This window comes from Mucilaginibacter jinjuensis (genome assembly GCF_028596025.1).
Classification (GTDB): domain Bacteria; phylum Bacteroidota; class Bacteroidia; order Sphingobacteriales; family Sphingobacteriaceae; genus Mucilaginibacter; species Mucilaginibacter jinjuensis.
Window position 1 is genome coordinate 3448863 of record NZ_CP117167.1, and the last position, 17992, is coordinate 3466854.

16 protein-coding genes are annotated in these 17992 nt (G+C 39.9%); 12 read left to right on the forward strand and 4 right to left on the reverse strand.

What is annotated here, in order from left to right; all coding sequences use genetic code 11:
- Window positions 1-24: 24 nt before the first annotated feature.
- The gene (locus PQO05_RS15490; protein ID WP_273628247.1) at window positions 25-2613 is read left to right on the forward strand and encodes a GH92 family glycosyl hydrolase; all 2589 of its coding nucleotides are present in this window, start codon (window positions 25-27) and stop codon (window positions 2611-2613) included.
- A gap of 136 nt (window positions 2614-2749) precedes the next feature.
- Here PQO05_RS15490 and PQO05_RS15495 read toward each other — a convergent pair whose 3' ends face one another.
- A complete protein-coding gene (locus tag PQO05_RS15495; protein ID WP_273628248.1) occupies window positions 2750-3631 on the reverse strand; it encodes a polyphosphate kinase 2 family protein in 882 nt (293 codons plus the stop codon).
- Window positions 3632-3736: 105 nt separating this feature from the next.
- Here PQO05_RS15495 and PQO05_RS15500 point away from each other — a divergent pair, with 105 nt between their 5' ends.
- The 4 genes from PQO05_RS15500 to msrB all read left to right on the forward strand — a co-directional run bounded on the left by PQO05_RS15500 (window position 3737) and on the right by msrB (window position 10610).
- Complete coding sequence (locus tag PQO05_RS15500) at window positions 3737-6058, forward strand: transglycosylase domain-containing protein (protein ID WP_273628249.1); 2322 nt, start codon at window positions 3737-3739, stop codon at window positions 6056-6058.
- Between the two features lie 45 nt (window positions 6059-6103).
- Entirely contained in the window at window positions 6104-9304 is a 3201-nt protein-coding gene (locus PQO05_RS15505; RefSeq protein WP_273628251.1) for a DPP IV N-terminal domain-containing protein, read from the forward strand.
- Between the two features lie 100 nt (window positions 9305-9404).
- Complete coding sequence (locus PQO05_RS15510; RefSeq protein WP_273628253.1) at window positions 9405-10025, forward strand: fasciclin domain-containing protein; 621 nt, start codon at window positions 9405-9407, stop codon at window positions 10023-10025.
- 105 nt (window positions 10026-10130) lie between these two features.
- Entirely contained in the window at window positions 10131-10610 is a 480-nt protein-coding gene (gene msrB / locus PQO05_RS15515) for a peptide-methionine (R)-S-oxide reductase MsrB (protein WP_273628254.1), read from the forward strand.
- Here msrB and PQO05_RS15520 read toward each other — a convergent pair.
- Window positions 10600-10956, reverse strand: coding sequence for a GIY-YIG nuclease family protein (locus PQO05_RS15520; protein WP_273628255.1), 357 nt, complete (start codon window positions 10954-10956; stop codon window positions 10600-10602). The genes msrB and PQO05_RS15520 overlap by 11 nt on opposite strands.
- Window positions 10957-11039: 83 nt before the next feature.
- Between PQO05_RS15520 and PQO05_RS15525 the strand changes: the two genes are divergently transcribed.
- From PQO05_RS15525 to PQO05_RS15545, 5 genes are all read left to right on the forward strand, one after another.
- Window positions 11040-11813: an XRE family transcriptional regulator gene (locus PQO05_RS15525; RefSeq protein ID WP_273628257.1), complete on the forward strand. Its 774-nt coding sequence runs from the start codon at window positions 11040-11042 to the stop codon at window positions 11811-11813.
- A gap of 66 nt (window positions 11814-11879) precedes the next feature.
- A complete protein-coding gene (locus tag PQO05_RS15530) occupies window positions 11880-12254 on the forward strand; it encodes a hypothetical protein (RefSeq protein WP_273628258.1) in 375 nt (124 codons plus the stop codon).
- A 68-nt stretch (window positions 12255-12322) separates the two neighbouring features.
- The gene (locus tag PQO05_RS15535; RefSeq protein WP_273628259.1) at window positions 12323-13447 is read left to right on the forward strand and encodes an aminotransferase class I/II-fold pyridoxal phosphate-dependent enzyme; all 1125 of its coding nucleotides are present in this window, start codon (window positions 12323-12325) and stop codon (window positions 13445-13447) included.
- Window positions 13444-14064: a dethiobiotin synthase gene (bioD, locus tag PQO05_RS15540; protein WP_273628260.1), complete on the forward strand. Its 621-nt coding sequence runs from the start codon at window positions 13444-13446 to the stop codon at window positions 14062-14064. The genes PQO05_RS15535 and bioD overlap by 4 nt, the downstream gene beginning before the upstream one ends.
- A gap of 49 nt (window positions 14065-14113) precedes the next feature.
- On the forward strand, window positions 14114-14914 hold the full coding sequence (locus PQO05_RS15545; protein WP_273628261.1) for a hypothetical protein: 801 nt from the start codon (window positions 14114-14116) through the stop codon (window positions 14912-14914).
- 11 nt (window positions 14915-14925) lie between these two features.
- On the opposite strand, the gene PQO05_RS15550 is transcribed toward PQO05_RS15545, so the two are convergent.
- Window positions 14926-15288: a hypothetical protein gene (locus PQO05_RS15550; protein ID WP_273628262.1), complete on the reverse strand. Its 363-nt coding sequence runs from the start codon at window positions 15286-15288 to the stop codon at window positions 14926-14928.
- A 188-nt stretch (window positions 15289-15476) separates the two neighbouring features.
- On the opposite strand from PQO05_RS15550, the gene PQO05_RS15555 reads away from it, so the two are divergent.
- Window positions 15477-16064 (forward strand): DUF4142 domain-containing protein, encoded by a 588-nt coding sequence (locus tag PQO05_RS15555; protein ID WP_273628263.1) that lies wholly within the window; start codon window positions 15477-15479, stop codon window positions 16062-16064.
- A gap of 54 nt (window positions 16065-16118) precedes the next feature.
- On the opposite strand, the gene PQO05_RS15560 is transcribed toward PQO05_RS15555, so the two are convergent.
- Complete coding sequence (locus tag PQO05_RS15560; RefSeq protein WP_273628264.1) at window positions 16119-16745, reverse strand: chloramphenicol acetyltransferase; 627 nt, start codon at window positions 16743-16745, stop codon at window positions 16119-16121.
- 280 nt (window positions 16746-17025) lie between these two features.
- On the opposite strand from PQO05_RS15560, the gene PQO05_RS15565 reads away from it, so the two are divergent.
- A complete protein-coding gene (locus PQO05_RS15565) occupies window positions 17026-17979 on the forward strand; it encodes a hypothetical protein (protein WP_273628265.1) in 954 nt (317 codons plus the stop codon).
- Window positions 17980-17992 lie beyond the last annotated feature (13 nt).

Sequence of the window (17992 nt, forward strand, 5' to 3'; positions counted from 1 at the left end):
GTGTTGTTACCTGTAACCGAAATAATGCATCTTAGAAAAACAAACATCTGCAAGCCCTTTTTAACGCTGCTTGCCCTGCTTTATATTACCACAGCATCAGCTCAAAAGAAAAAGGATTACACACCTTTGGTTGATCCCTTTATTGGCACAGGCGGCCATGGGCACACCTACCCCGGTGCTGTTGTGCCATTTGGAATGGTGCAGCTAAGTCCCGATACAAGGCTCGAAGGCTGGGATGGTTGCTCAGGCTATCATTATACCGATACGGTGGTTTATGGCTTCTCACACACCCATCTAAGCGGTACCGGCATTGCAGATTATTGCGATGTATTGTTTATGCCCACCACCGGCGATCCCAAATTGCTGAATACTGATTATCGCTCTGTATTTAAAAAGAAGAACGAGATAGCAACCCCTGGTTATTATAAAACGCATTTAGAGAAATATAACATCGACGCAGAGCTTACAGCTACAACACGTGTGGGTGTTCATCGGTATACCTTCTTAAATTCTGGCGATGCCAATATCATCATAGATCTGAAACACCGGGATGAGGTTCTGGATTCATGGATTGAGGTGGTGAACGATCATGAGATCCGTGGGTTTCGGCGGTCTAAATCATGGGCTAAAGATCAATCGGTTTATTTTTACGCTAAGTTTTCTAAACCGTTGAAAACTTATGGTATAGCCTTAAATGATGTTGTACAACACGGAAAAGAAAAATTACAGGGCAAAAATATAAAGATGTACATCACATTTGATGACCCTAAAGAGGTTATCGCCAAAGTAGGGATCTCATCGGTAAGTGCAGATGGTGCATTAAAAAACCTGAATGCCGAAGTTCCCGACTTCGATTTTAAGCGTGTACAAAAAGAAGCCAAAACCACCTGGATAAATGCCTTAGCTAAGATTGAGATTGAAGGCGGTGCGCCTAATATGCAATCGCAGCAACAACAGCAAAATGCTACTTATAACCCTTATGGGGCGAATAAAGTATCCTCTAAAAAAGGTAATGAAAAACCCATTGACTACGTTAAACAAAAGCAAACTATATTTTATACCGCTTTATATCATACCATGCTAGCCCCAAATGTTTACAGCGATGTAGACGGCCAATACCGTGGCATGGACCAACAGGTGCATAAGGCAGATGGCTTTACTTATTATACGGTTTTCTCGTTGTGGGATACCTTCAGGGCAGAACACCCATTGTTTGCACTGATTGACCGTAAACGCACCCTCGACTTTGTAAAAAGCTTTTTAACGATGTATGATCAGGGTGGAGTGTTGCCTGTATGGCCACTGGCATCGAACGAAACCTTTTGCATGACTGGTAATCACTCTATCCCGGTTATTGTTGATGCTTATGCTAAAGGTATCAGGGATTTTGATGCCGAAAAAGCTTTTACAGATATGAAGGCTACTGTAAATCGCGACCAGTTTGGTCTCGATTCATACCGAAAAAATGGCGCAGTACTTATTGATGACATACACGAATCCGTTTCAAGAACTTTAGAGTACGCTTATGATGATTGGTGCATTGCCCAAATGGCCAAAATGCTGAATCATGATGCCGATTACCATGAGTATATTAAACGTGCTCAGTACTGGAAAAACTTAAATAATACCGAAAATGGTTTTATGCAAGGCCGTACCAATGGTGGCTGGTTTACACCATTTAAAGCTACCGATGTAAATGATAATTATACCGAAGGTAATGCCTGGCAATACTCTTTCCTGGTGGCACAGGATGTGGAGGGGCTTATGAACCGTATTGGCGGTAAAGAAGCTTTTGAAGCCAAACTGGATGAATTGTTTACTACAACCGAGCCACTCACAGGCCGTAAGCAGGATGATATAAGTGGATTAATCGGCCAATATGCGCATGGTAACGAACCAAGCCACCACATGGCTTATTTGTTTAATTTTACAGAAAACCCCAATAAGACACGGCTTTATCTTAATAAGATCATGAATACGCTTTACAGCGCCAAGCCAGATGGATTGGCCGGCAATGAAGATTGCGGACAAATGTCGGCCTGGTATGTGATGAGCTCATTGGGCTTATATAATATTGCTCCGGGGCAAAATCAATTTCAGGTTGGTTTGCCGCAGTTTGATAAGGCGGTGATTAATCTTGAGAATGGTAAGAAGTTTACCATCCTTAATGCAAATGCAAGTGTTGGTCGAGGTAATATCTATTTACAGGGTATGAACCTGGCTAAACATGCCTACAATAAACTATATATCACCAATGATGACATTATCAATGGCGGCGAATTTGAAGTGTTTATGGGGCGTTTGCCTAATCAGCTGTTTGTAAATGACCTGGAAAAACCTACTTCTAAAATAACAGATGATTTGATTATCTCTAATCCATATTTCAGTACTTCAGCTAAAACATTCAGCCAACCTTTTAGTATGGAAATTAAATGCGCGGAGAAGGACACTAAGATCTACTATACATTAGATGGCAGTACTCCTACAGCAGCATCGACAATTTATAGCAAACCATTTTCAATTTCAGCAACAACAACCGTTAAAGCAATTGCTATTAAGGATGGTAAAAGCAGTTTTGTTGATGCAGGTACTTTTACCAGGGAGTCGAAATAAGCATCGTAAGTTCCGTCATTGCGAGGAACGAAGCAATCCCCTGCATACAGAGCCACTCTGTATAGTTCGCGATTGCTTCGTTCCTCGCAATGACGGCAATGGTGGTCTTTACTCTTTTGTCCTTCTGTCCAGAAATCTATTTCTCTTCCTCCAACATCTTCCTGATTCCATCAAATTTGGCTTTTTCTTCCGCCGAAATCACCGGGTCTTTCAAATTCATTTTTTTCATCGTATCGAGGATTATACTCGAAATAGCAATCCTTGTAAACCACTTTTTATCAGCCGGGATAATGTACCATGGCGCATCATCGGTTGATGTGATGTTGATGGCATCTTCATAAGCCTTCATATAATCTTTCCAATATTTGCGCTCCTCGATATCTGCGGCAGAGAATTTCCAGTTTTTGGCAGGTGTATCCAAACGTTTGAGAAAACGGTCTTTCTGTTCGTCTTTTGATAAGTGGAGAAAGAATTTGATGATCTTGGTGCCGTTGCGGGTTAAGTGTTTTTCAAATTCTTTGATGCTTTTATAGCGGTCTTTCCAAAAGTCGTCGGTAATGTCCTCAACCTTATTTATACCCGGTATCCGCTCTCCTATTATAAATTCAGGGTGCACTTTAGTGATGAGCACGTTTTCGTAATGCGAACGGTTATGGATACCAATGCGGCCGCGCTCGGGCAGGGCAATATAGTGTCGCCATAAAAAGTCGTGATCCAGTTCTTCGGCGCTTGGTTGTTTAAAGCTGTAAACCTGGCAGCCCTGCGGATTTAAGCCCGACATGGTATGAGCAATTGCCCCATCCTTACCAGCCGCATCCATCGCCTGAAAAATGATAAGGAGCGAGTAGCTATTATCTGCGTAGAGTTTAGTTTGCAGTTCGGCAGTTTCCTTAATCAAATTAGTTAGAACCTCTTCGGCATCATCCTTTTTGTACGAACTTGTGTAAGCGGTGTCGTAGTCATTTAAAGAAACCTTTTTTTCGCCTGTTATTTTAAATTCCTGAACTATATTATCCATTAGTAAAATTATTAAGTATTTTAAGTAAAATTTCGTGGTTTTAATTACGTTGTTAATATTTGTTGATCACTATGAAATAGTGGCTTAATTTCACATCTTTACCCAATGTTCAGACGAATAAACAATATATTCCTACGTAGTTTTTTAATTTTCATCTATTTCGTAATTATATTTTTCTGTGCCATAGAGCTTAACTTCCTTTGGTTGTTTGGGTACACGCCTGATATGCAGGATATTAAAACTCCTACCATGTCGGTTTCGTCAGAAATATACTCGGCCGATGGTAAGCTTCTCGGCAAATTCTACAAAGAAAACCGCTCCCCTGTCGAATTTAAAGACATTTCACCCAACCTTATCAACGCGCTCGTCTCAACCGAGGATGCACGTTTTTATAAGCATTCGGGCGTCGATTTCTTTTCGTTCGCTACCAGCGTATTATCAACTGCCAAAGGCGACAAACGTGGTGGCAGTACCATAACACAACAACTGGCTAAGAATTTGTTTTCAACCCGTAAGCGTAAATCGCAGGGTGTTATCAAACATATCCCGGTATTACGTACCATAGTTTATAAATGTAAAGAATGGCTTACTGCTTTTAAAATAGAGCATTTATACACCAAACAGCAAATTCTCACGCTGTATTTTAACACCGTTCCGTTTGGCAATAATTCATTCGGTATAAAAACAGCTACGCTAAAATATTTCAATAAAAACCCTAATGAGGTCGACCCTGCACAGGCAGCCATGCTGATCGGTATGCTGAAAGGAACATCGGTATATAACCCAATCCGCTATCCTGAACGTTCTATCGAGCGCCGTAACACCGTATTGGGCCAAATGCAAAAATATGGTTATATCAATAAAACCATTTACGACGAAAACACTAAAAAGCCTTTAGATCTTGATTTGAGTTATGTTGAGAATGATTCTCAGGGCGATTCATACATCCGCCACGCGGTAGAAAAATGGCTGGATAAATGGTTAAAAGCCAATGATTATGATTTGTATCAGGATGGCTTGAAGATTTATACCACTATCGATTCGCGCCTGCAGCAGTATGCCGAAGAAGCAGTGAACGAGAAAATGAAGATGCTGCAAAAGCGTTTCTACAGCATTTGGGGTAAAAAAGCTCCATGGCGCGATTCGCACGGTGTGGAGATTAAAGATTTCGTGTTAAAGGCCGAGCAGAAACTACCAATCTACGATCTGTTAGACAAGAAATATAAAGGCGATACCGTGCAAATACAGGCCTATTTTAAGAAGCCTAAAAAGATGAAGATCTTTAGCTGGAATGGCGATCGCGATACTACCCTATCAAGCATTGACTCTATTAAATACTATGCTAAAATCCTGAACACCGGGATGATGACCATTGAGCCAACCACCGGTAAAATTAAGGTTTGGGTGGGCGGTATCGATTATAAGTACTTCAACTTCGACCACGTAAACCAATCTAAACGCCAGGCGGGTTCTACATTTAAGCCCTTTGCTTACTTAACCGCGTTGGATAACGGTTATACCCCTTGCGATAAATTTACCGATAAGCCGGTATCTATCAGTTATATGGATAACGGCAAGCCCGATGTTTGGGCGCCAAACAACGCCGACTTTAAATTCTCGTACCGCGAAATGTCGCTGCGTTGGGCTATGGGTAAATCGGTTAACTCTATAACCGCGCAACTGACTGAGAAAGTGGGTTGGGACAAAGTGGTTCAATATGCACACAAATGTGGTATCGAAAGCCCGCTTAAGTCTGTGCCTTCGGTATCATTAGGCTCAAATGATGTTTCTGTTTTTGAAATGGTACGTGCTTACAGTACTTTTTTAAACAGAGGCAACAAAATCGATCCTTTGCTCGTAACCAAGATAACCGATCAAAGTGGTGGCCTATTGGAAGAGTTTACATTGAAGACAGAAAAAGTACTGAGCGACGAAATTGCATGGCTGATGCTGTACATGTTCCGTGGTGGTATGGAAGAACCGGGTGGTACTTCGCAAGCCCTTTGGGAATATCCGGGCTTATGGAAAAAAGAAAGCAACCAGATTGGCGGTAAAACCGGCACATCGAGCGATTATGTTGATGGCTGGTATATGGGTATCACCAAAGATCTGGTAACAGGTATCTGGGTTGGTGCTGATGATCGCAGCGTACACTTCAATACATCAGAAAGTGGTGAGGGATCACATACTGCACTGCCGATATTCGGCCGTTTTATGGAAAAGGTTTATGCCGATCCGAAAAGTGGTTATCAGCCAGGGCCTTTCCCGAAACCGTGGGGCAAAATTACGAAAGAATATAATTGCCCGTCGCCACGTATTTCGGTTGATACTACCTCTGCAGATACTTTGTCGGCACCGATTGATACTACACAGGCTGTACCTGTACCGGTAGAACCGCCAACAACACAGCCGACCACACCATTTTGATGAACATAATTGTTTAAATTTAACAAACGATAACTTGCTGATTATATGCCTAAACTATACCCAGCGTTACATAAATTAAAACGGCTTGTTATTGCCTCGCTTTGCCTGGTAATGGTACTGTTAAATGCGCACAAAGCAAATGCACAGTACTTTGGGCAAAACAAGGTTCGTTATAAAAATCTGAAGTTTAAGGTTTATAAAACCCCGCATTTCGAGATCTATTATTACATGAAAAATGATAGTCTCGTTAAGCGCTTTGCACAAGAAAGCGAGCTTTGGTATACCTTACATCAGCAGATTTTCAGGGATACCTTTCGTAAGGCTAACCCGATTGTCCTGTACGCCAATCACCCCGATTTTCAGCAGACTACCGCTATTGATGGCGAAATTAGTGTAGGCACGGGCGGTGTTACCGAAGGATTAAAAAATCGGGTAGTAATGCCAGTAATGGAAACCAACCAAACTACACGCCACGTAATTGGCCACGAGTTGGTACACGCATTTCAATACCATTCTTTACTGCAAAGCGATACAACCAGTTTGGCAAGCCTTAATAACTTGCCGCTATGGATGATTGAGGGTATGGCCGAGTATCTTTCGCTCGGTAAAAAGGATGCCTACACCGCAATGTGGATGCGCGATGCTTATCTGAACCATGATATACCTACGGTCAAAGATTTGACAGAGAGTACTAAATACTTCCCTTATCGATATGGTGAAGCATTCTGGTCGTTTTTAGGTTCTACTTATGGCGATACGATCATCGTTCCTTTCTTTAAAAATACAGCCCGTTTTGGTCTGGAATATGGTATCAGGCGAACGTTTGGTTATGATGATAAAACATTATCCAAGCTGTGGAAAAATTCTATCGAAGCCACTTACAAGCCATTTTTAATAGATACGGTTCAGAAACCTATTGGTAAAAGGCTCATCGACAATAAGAACGCTGGTGAGATGAACGTTGCGCCGGCCATTAGTCCGGATGGTAAATATCTGGCTTTCCTGTCGGAAAAGGATTTGTTTACGGTCGATCTCTACCTCGCGGATGCCAAAACAGGGCGAGTCATCAGGAAACTCACGAGTAAAATATCTAACACCCACATAGACGAGTTTAACTTTATCGAATCGGCTGGAACCTGGTCGCCTGATGGGAAGAAATTTGCATTCAGTGTATTTAAAGGTGGCCGTAACCGGATGCTGATTGTGAGTATCCCGGGCGGGCATGTATTACAGGATGTTTCCATGGGGAAAGCAGAACAGTTCAGTAACCTATCGTGGTCGCCGAATGGCAAGGATATTGTTTTCCAGGGGATGTCAGAAGGTCAGGGCGATTTATATAGCTACAATCTGGATACTAAAAAGGTAACCCAGCTCACAAATGACAAGTATTCTGATTACCAGCCCAGCTTTTCGAGGGATGGTAAAAAGATCATCTTTTCATCAGACCGTACCACTTACGATCAATCGCTAACCCAGGAAATTACCTTTAACCTGGCCGAGTTGGATTTGGCTACGCATAAGATAACGGATATTAAAGTATTTAACGGGGCTAATAATCTTAACCCGCAATACTCGGCAGATGGTTCGCAAATCTATTTCCTGTCGAATAAAGATGGTTTCCGCAATATGTACCGGTATACCCCATCAAGCGGTAAAACCGAGCAGATGACAGATCTGTTTACCGGTATCAGTGGTATTACAGAATATTCTCCGGCATTGAGCATTTCTAATAACGACGATATTGTTTACTCATACTATCGTTCGCAGAAATACGCGTTGTATAACGCCAAAGCTTCGGAGTTTAAACCATTAGTTATAGATCCGGGGCTTACCAATTTCGATGCGGCCATGCTGCCTCCTCCCCGCTCAGTTGGAGTTGATCTGATTAATGCCAATTTAAATAACTATCTGGCCTATCCGCGTATCCCTACAGATTCTATCAAGAATACGCCATACCGCCCGCAATTTAAGCTCGATTATTTAGCAAGCAGTGGTGTTGGTGTGGGCGTAAGTACTTATGGTGCAGGTTTAGCCAGCGGTATACAAGGTGTATTTAGTGATATATTAGGACGAAACCAGATTTATGCCGGGGCTTCAGTAAATGGGCAGATCTATGATTTTGGTGCCCAGCTGGCATACATCAACCAGCAAGGCAGATGGAATTTCGGCGTGTCTATATCGCATATTCCTTTCCAATATGTGAACTATAACTTTGTGCCGTCAACCTATAATTATCAGGGCAAAAATATACCGGTTGATCAGGAACGTTACGATGTGATCCGTATTTTTCAGGATCAGGCAAGCATATTTACTTCGTATCCATTCTCGAAAACCAGCCGCGTTGAGTTTGGTACTGGTATATCGCATTACTATTACCGGGTAGACCGATACAGTACTTATTACGACACTACATCTCACCAGGCTATAGCTACAGACAGGCAGCATATTTCTCGCTCAGATTATGAATCAGACCCCTACAACAATGGCATCAGCATTAAACCGTTTACATTATTTAATGTAAATACGGCGTTGGTGGGCGATAACTCATTCTTCGGTATAGCATCACCTTTAAATGGTTATAGATACCGTTTGCAAGCCGAATATGATTTTGGTACTGCACGTTATTTTGCACCAAGCATTGATCTGCGTAAATATGTACGACTCGCACCCATAACATTAGCCGCGCGTTTTTACGGCTATGGGCGGATTGGCGATACGCACGACCTACTGTACCCTATGTTTGTGGGGTATCCTTTCCTGATTCGCGGATATGAGTATGATAGTTTTTATAATAGCAGCAAGGTAAGCACCAATGGGTTTACGGTCGATCAGTTATCGGGTAACCGCATTGCAGTAGGTAATTTTGAGGTTAGGCTACCATTTACAGGTCCAGAAAAATTATCACAGATTAAATCGAAATTTCTGTTTACTGAATTAAACTTATTCTTCGATGCCGGTTTAGCCTGGAATGCAGGAAACCAGATCAAATTCCAGAAAACGCCGGACATTATTGGGTATGCACCGCTAACTGATGCATCTGGCAATGTAATTAATGGTGCTAATGGCAAACCTGTAATTGCACCGGTTTATAACACAAATCAGCGTGTACCGGCATTAAGTTTTGGTATATCTATGCGGGTTAACTTATTTGGTTTCTTTGTGTTAGAGCCTTACCTGGCTTACCCAATTAACCGTAATGATGTTAGCAAGCCTGTATTTGGCTTAGGCTTTACACCTGGTTGGTAAACAACTTAATAAAAAACTGAAGCGGCTTTATTGGTCGCTTTTTTTATTTAAAACAACCTGTAGTGTAAATAGTTAAGTAGAGTTTAGGATTAACGGTAATATGCAAAAGGCTTTATTAATTTTCATACTGATTTGTGTAAGCATAACAACTTATGGGCAAAAAGTGGCTATGTCTTCGGCCCCTGTTACTGATAGTGTGAGGGTGAAAATTAACAAGAGTAAAAAAGTTAAGACTGTTGATGGTGTGGATATGTTTGCTGCTAAAGATATTATCCAAAACCTAACCATCGATCCTGAGTTTAGCATACTGGTAAAAGCCATCAGAGTAGATGGCTTAACCGGCACTTTTAAGAGCAAAGGCCCGATTACGCTATTTGCTCCTAACAATGCGGCTTTCAAAAAACTACCCGCGGGGAAACTGGACACCTTGATGAAACCCGCTCATAATCTTGATCTGTGCAATGTATTAACCTGCCATGCGGTTTCGGGTATATTGAATAAAAGAAGTATAACTAAAAAAATCCGCAAAGGTAAAGGCACAGCTGTATTAATCACTTTAGCGGGCTGCACCATCAAGGCAACAATAGATAAAAACGACAATATTATCTTGACGGACGAGAACGGCAACAAAAGCACAATTGAAATTGATGACATTGAACAAAGCAATGGTATAATTCATGTCATAAATGGTGTATTAATCCCTAAAACAAAAGCTATTTAATCTTATCACAAACTATACTTACCACGCTAACGTACTTAATTTATAAGCTTTTAAATATTTGTAAGGAAAAAGCTTATTAAGCGACTAATAACTAAATAGTTTAAGATGAAAAAGTTAGTAAATGTATTTCTGTTCAGCGCGTTGGTTTTGTTTGGGTGCGAACAAATGAACGGACAGCAAAGCAATAATACTAAAGCAACAAAAGTGCAGGCTGATAAGTGGAAAAATAAGCTTACGCCTAACGAGTACGATATAATGGTAAACAAAGGCACAGAACCGCCTTTTAAAAACGCTTACTGGAACAATCACGAGAAAGGTGTATACGTGAGTGCCGCAACCGGTGAAATATTATTTAATTCTGCCGATAAATTTGACAGCGGCACAGGATGGCCAAGTTTTGTTAGGCCTGTTGATACAAGTAAAATAGCCGTAGTAACCGACAACAGCTACGGAATGGAACGCACAGAGGTAGTAGAAAAAAGTACAGGCTTACACCTTGGCCACGTATTTGACGATGGCCCTGCCGACCGTGGCGGCAAAAGGTATTGCATGAACTCCGGCGCGCTTAAGTTTATTAAGCAGTAGCTTTTTGCATACGCGATGCAAATGACGGGCGAACGTAAGTTCTGGTACGTATCCCCTGCTCGTATTTTAAACCGATGGTAAGGTCTACCCAATCCGCATTTACAGATCTGATCATTTTTTCTTTTTGGCTGCGGGTAAAGGTGCTGACAAACTTAAAGCGTTCCATCGCCATATCTTCGTTGTTGATCTCCTCAAAATATACCAGGCGGTTCAATTGTTGGGCACTATCAAAAAATAAGGTCGGCATATCGCTGTAAAACTTCAGGGTTTTAACCAGGTCTGAGCATAAACCCACGTGCAAATTGTTTCTGTTTCTGTCTGTAATAATATAGATGAACCTTTTCATTTGATATAAATTTTGGTAGTCAAAAAATAATTACTAATTTTATGAGCATAAAGTTACTAACAAAATTAGCAATTCCAAATTTTATGTCAATAATTTCATCTAACCTAAAATTTCTCAGAAAGAAAAAAGGTTTAACCCAACAACAATTTGCAGACCAAATGGATATAAAAAGGTCGTTAGTGGGTGCTTATGAAGAAGATCGTGCCGATCCGAAATATGATCTGCTAAAAAAATTAGCAGTGTTTTTTGACGTAAGTATAGATGCATTGATCAATGAAACAATTGACGAGAAGTGGGCGCCTAAACCAAAAGGCAACCCTGCTAATTTAAGAGTGCTTAGTATTACAGTTGATAAAGAAGATAACGAGAATATAGAACTGGTGCCCGTTAAAGCCAGTGCCGGTTATTTAAATGGTTATGCCGATCCTGAATTTGTAGGTACGTTGCCTAAATTTTATTTACCTATGTTTAAGCAGGGCACCTTCCGGGCTTTCGAGATTAAGGGTGATTCGATGCTACCTCTGTTATCGGGCAGTATTGTAATTGGCGAATATGTAGAGAATTGGTCGGACATCAAGGCTACCGAAACTTACGTAGTGATCTCGAAAACAGAGGGCGTAGTATATAAACGTATCGGTAATAAATACAAAGAAAATAAGAAGTTAAAATTAGTATCAGATAATCCGGTTTACGAACCTTACGAGATTAATGGTGAGGATATTTTAGAGGTATGGAAGGCTAAAGCTTATTTCAGCACACACATGCCGCAGCCCACTCCAGAACCTACTATGGAGAGCCTAACGGCAATGATGACCCAAATGCAACGTTCTATATCTAAGCTACAAAGCAACAATTAAGTTACAGGCTTGTTATTAAACCGTAAGGGTATATCTTTATCAAAGAACTAATAAAACTAAAAAACAATGAAAAAAATCTTTTTAATGTGTTGCCTGGTAGTAGGATTTGCTGCAGCATCACATGCACAAGGTGGCCGTATGCGTATGAGCCCTGAAGATCAGGCAAAATCTATGCAAACGCAGTTAAAACTAACTGACGACCAAACAGCTAAAATAACTTCTATTCTTACTGCGCAGTCTACCAAAATGGATAGCGTTCGTACAGCTGCCAATGGCGACAGACAAGCTATGATGACTGGCATGCAGCCAATCAGACAGGCTACACAAGCTAAAATTGCTACTATTTTAACACCAGAGCAAGCAGCTGCTTACAAAAAAATGCAGGACGATATGCGTGCCCGTATGCAAAACGGTGGCGGTGGCGCTCCTCAACAAAACTAATTTTATCTAAATTAAAAAGAATAAGAAGCGGCTATCATGCCGCTTTTTTTATTTTCGCAGTAAATTAAATGAAGCATTCCGCAGATTTATATCTCAGCAATCGGCTTAACGAACGTAAGCAAGCCGGTAACTTCAGGACACTAAAACCTGAAAATACTGATCTGATTGATTTTTCATCGAATGACTATCTCGGCTTTGCGCACTCGTTGGTTTTAAAGCAATTAATTGCTGATGAATTGGCGAAACATCCTAATCATTTAAATGGATCAACGGGTTCACGTTTATTGAGTGGCAACCTGGGCTATGCAGAAGATTTAGAGCGTTGGATCGCAAATTATCATAGTCACGAAGCTGGATTGCTGTTTAATTCGGGCTATGATGCCAATCTGGGATTGTTTTCGAGTTTGCCGCAACGTGGAGATACAGTAATTACCGATGAGTTGATACACGCCTCTATTATAGATGGCATCAGGCTGAGTAATGCAAATCGATATACATTTCGCCATAATGATTTGACCAGTCTTGAAGAAAAGCTCAAAAATGCTAAAGGACAGATCTACGTGGTAGTGGAAAGTGTTTATTCTATGGATGGCGACATCGCTCCTATTACCACTATGCTTGATCTGACTAAAAAATATAATGCCCAGTTAATTGTCGATGAAGCGCATGCTATCGGCGTATTCGGTAAGGGAATTATAGATGAGTTAAACTTGCAGCAAGAAATATTTGCATGTGTTATTACTTTCGGCAAAGCGATGGGTACACATGGTGCTATTGTATTAGGCAGTAATTTACTGCGCGAATACCTGGTTAATTTCGCACGATCATTTATCTATAGTACAGCAGCTTCATTTCACCAATTGGCGGCTATTAAGATGGCGTACCGTTTACTGGATGAAGCTCAATCTGAAATAGAAAAGCTGCATATAAATATTCAGCTATTGAACAAATACCTGGTCGATTTTCAAATTGGCTCGGAAAGTAAAAGTGCTATACATTGTGTACTGGTGGGTAGCAATGAGAAAGCTAAACATATATCAGAGAAACTAAAAGATGCAGGTATCGATATTCGGCCTGTACTTAGCCCAACGGTTGCTGTTGGTACAGAGCGCCTGCGTATTTGCATGCATGCTTACAACACACACCAGCAAATTGAATTATTGGCTAATACTTTAAATAAATTGATCAAATGACTAAGCAAAACCCAATATTTATAACCGGTATAGACACCGGAATAGGCAAAACAGTTACATCTGCCGTATTAACTGAAAAATTGAAAGCAGACTACTGGAAACCTATCCAATCAGGCGACTTAGACGAGAGCGATACCCTGAAAGTTAAATCACTGGTATCTAATACCCAAACTGTATTCCATCCCGAAACTTACAGGCTTACGCAACCTTATTCACCACATAAATCGGCTGCTATTGATGGTATTGTTATCGACATGAATGCTTTTTCAATACCAGAGACTGATAACATATTGATTATTGAGGGTGCAGGCGGACTAATGGTGCCGTTGAATGAGTATGATTTAATGATCGATCTGATCAAAAAACTACAGGCCGAAGTGATCCTGATCTCACAAAACTACCTGGGCAGTATTAATCATACCATATTATCATGGAAGGCATTACAACAGGAAAATATCCCAATTAAAGGCATCATATTTAATGGCGAAACAGATGCTGAATCGGAAAGATATATCCTACAGTATACTGGGTTAAAACTCCTTGGTAAGGTTCCACAATTGGAGACTATTGATAAACAGGCTATTATTAATGCGTGTGATTTAATCACAGCTATTTAATAAAAGAATAATTATCTTCACTGGTACTTAATCTTTAACACAATTATTCATGTATTTGCTTTTTACCCCTAAGCATTTTTGCAAATTAGCATTAGCTGTTTCTTTATTATTGTTCGCCACGTTCACAACTCAGGCTCAACTAAAACTGCGATCTGCAAAACCATTAACTAAGCAAGGTATTATGCAGGCCCTGTACCAGGGTAATTATGATATCAAAACCAATAGCTCGAAGTTTATATGTAATGAGCCGGACGTGTTGAACAAGTTTTCATTAACATCACCTATGCCATTTACTTCTAAGATTTTATATGCCGATAGCCTGGTTACAATTGATGGTAAAATGCTATACGTATTGCTATCGTTAAACCCCGACGATGATATGCTTAGATGTATGGCTTGCTCTCCCGCCTTTAAATTTATAGTCCTCAACAAAACAAGTAATGTTTGGGCCGAAGTATCTGAAAATATTACAGATGGAATAGGCCAAATGGGTGAAGCAGGCAACTTCGAGGTAAAAACTATTGGAAAGAATATTGGCTTTGTATTTGGGGGAGCAGGCCTTAATATGGGTGAACTTGAAGAGTCGATGATTTTATATACCTATTACAACAATAACTTTAAGCAAATCGCTCATATAACCGGTATGAGTTATACAAACCAGGGTAATTGTAATCCTAAAAAGCCTAACAGTTGTTATAGCTACAATGGAAAAATTCAATTCTTAAATACAGGGAAAGATTTCAACGATATCCTCGTCACCAAAAAGGGCACAGATTTGCGTAAAGGCAGGGTTATTAAGATTGATTCGGCAATAACCTACAAGTTTGTAAATGGGCAGTACGTACGATAAATTTCCTCCAATTAATTAAAGGCTTTACGAAGATCATGGTCGGCCATTACAATACCGATCTGTTTTGAATTATTGACAATAATTGCCGGTGCTCCTTTATATTTAACCAGCTTGCCGGTTACATAAATATTATAACCGGTGTATATTGCCTTCTCCTGCCCATCTAATTTAATAATTACAGTGAGATATTGATGATCTGAAGCCCCACCAACCTTTAGTACTATATCTTTAGTATCGGTATTACTGCTATAAACCTTATCTACAACTTTTACAGTCTCTCCCATGTGTTTGGATACCACTTCGGCGGGTATAATGGGTAAGTCAACTGTATTAAAGATTGATGTAAATAAAATTGCAGCGATAAAGTTGTTCATCTAATTAGTTATTTCAAAGCAATATAAATGATATTTATCTCATTTGCAGTTCATTTAACACTATTTCACAATTACATATATTCTAAATATTAAATTGTATTTCCTTCCTGATATATAAACAATAATATTTTAATTAAAACTTAATTTAACATAGTGTGTTCTAAAACAAATCAAAAACACTAACACCTATGAAAAAGTTAAGTTACATGGTTATGATCGCTGCGGCCGCATTTGCGTTCCAGGGTTGTAACAGCAAACCAAAAGATGCTAAAGAAAGCGCAGACAGTTTAAACAAAACTAAAGACACAACTACTAATGCTGCTGCTACAGGCGGTATCGCAGTAGATCAGTCAGACTCTAAATTTGCTACCGATGCTGCTAATGGCGGTATGGCCGAAGTTGCTTTAGGCAAACTGGCTTTAACTAAAACCACTAACCCATCAGTTAAAGATTTTGCTAATATGATGGTATCAGACCACGGTAAAGCTAACGAAAAACTGATGGCAATTGCTAAAGCAAAAAACATCACCTTACCAGCTACAGTTGATGCCGATCACCAGAAAAAAATGGATGATTTGAGCAAATTAAACGGTAAAGATTTCGATAAAGCTTATGTTGATGCTATGGTTGATGGTCACAAAAAGACTTTAGACCTGATGAACGGCGAAGCTAAAGACGGTAAAGATGCTGATTTAAAAGCCTTTGCTACCGAAACAGCTCCAATTGTACAGGCGCATTTAGATGCTATCAAAAAAATCAAAGACGGCTTAAAATAAGTTCTTTTGAGCAATAACAAAAAGGGAACGGCTGTATAGCTGTTCCCTTTTTGTTTATAGTCCTTTGTGCATTAGTTCCTGGTAGCAATCTATATATTGACCCACATGCAGCCCATCAACAAGCGCATGGTGTACATGGATAGAAACCGGCATCGTCTTTTTACCATTGCTTTCGGTTATTTTACCGAATGATATTTTGGGGCAGGTATCGCGGAATGAGAACATCCGTGCATGTGATAGCGCGGTAAAATCGATCCAGGGCAAGGCCGAATAGCGGATCACATTGCCTGCAGGGTTACGCTCTAGTAGTGTACTTTCCTGCACACGTTTAACTTCTTGGTTGGCCCCCTCTATATATTCTTCAAATGATGGTGAATAATTGATATGGCTGAAACCAAAAGTACCGTTACTGCGGCCAATGGTCGATCCGGCATCTATTCTATCATAAATAAAAACATCCCCCCCCTCCCATCGGTATTTAAACGGTTCGATAATATGAGCCGCAGACAGTGATTGATACACGTAGTATAAAAAGAAAGAAACACCGTTTTCTTTGGCAAAGCGATACCCGGCTGTACAATCTATATTTACATTAACACCATGATAAGGCTCTTCAAACTGGCCGAAAAATTTAAAATGTTCTTTACGGGCCCAGCTATCAATATCTAATTTTTGTTTCATATTCTGGCAGGGAGTTATTATTCTGCAATAATAATCATCCGCCTATAATTGGCAGCATAAAACAAATCAGTTTTACAACCAGGTAACACGTTATATACAAATGCATTTCTATTAAACATTAACACTAATTAGTGCTATTTAAGTTTAATTAGTATTTAACACAAATGCTTTAAAATATCTTTAATCCAAACATTGTGTAAAAACAATTTATATTCGAAACTACAAAGTACACCTATGATTTATGCTTCTTATTCAACAAAAAACTGCTAAAATATTCGGAATGATATTGCTTTTAGCCTTCACTATAATTGGTGCCGGCTGTAAGCGTAAAGGTATTGTATCTCATAACGGTGCTAAAGATTTAATCTCCTTCAAATCAATACAAGGCATTACTTATACCGAAGTGGCACGGCGGATGAAAAACGGCTTATCGTTTAACGATTATGGTTACCAACTGGAACCACAATGGAAGATGAGTTTTATTTCAGATGATTCTGCACGTATCTACAGCCCCATCAAAAAACAATTGATCAATTTCCCGCTAAGCCGGGGTTACGATTCTATTTTTAATACAGCACGTGCCTGGCTCAAGGTAAAAAAAATGAGTAAAGATAGCCTGGTGATTGAAATATTGAAATACAAAGACGGGCTTATTGATGTTACCGGGGCACAGGTATACATGATTTTGTATGCTGATAATTACATCAAAAACACTTTGCATAGTGACAGTACCATTTTACGCAGACCAGGCCGCAAAGACAGTATTTTTATCAGCAAACTGGTAGCTAAGGCCAATAGTAATTATAAAGCTGCATTTGCCGCCCGGCAGCCCGTTCAGCTGATTAGCAAAAGCCCAATGGTTAAGGTTGAGCAGCGTAAAACGGAACCTACTATGGAGAACAATTTCGATACTTCTGACGACTACCTCGACCCTACTTTTGATATTGTAATTAATAAGGCGTATCGCGATTTCTATTATTCATTTTCGATATATGTAGATGATAAAGGAAATATGATTTACCGCATTCCTTTAGTTGCGTTTATGGAGGAAGGATTTAAAGCTACATATATTAAAGAATCTCAGGATATTATGAATACTTATCTTAAATATTTCTTTAAGATAATTCCGGGTTCAACATTGGGCATGTCTCATGCAAGTATTATTTCTATCCACATTAAAGGTATTACAGCTGCACCCAAAACAGATAAGCATACCACTACCAAAGGCCAGTAATAAGCCCACAATG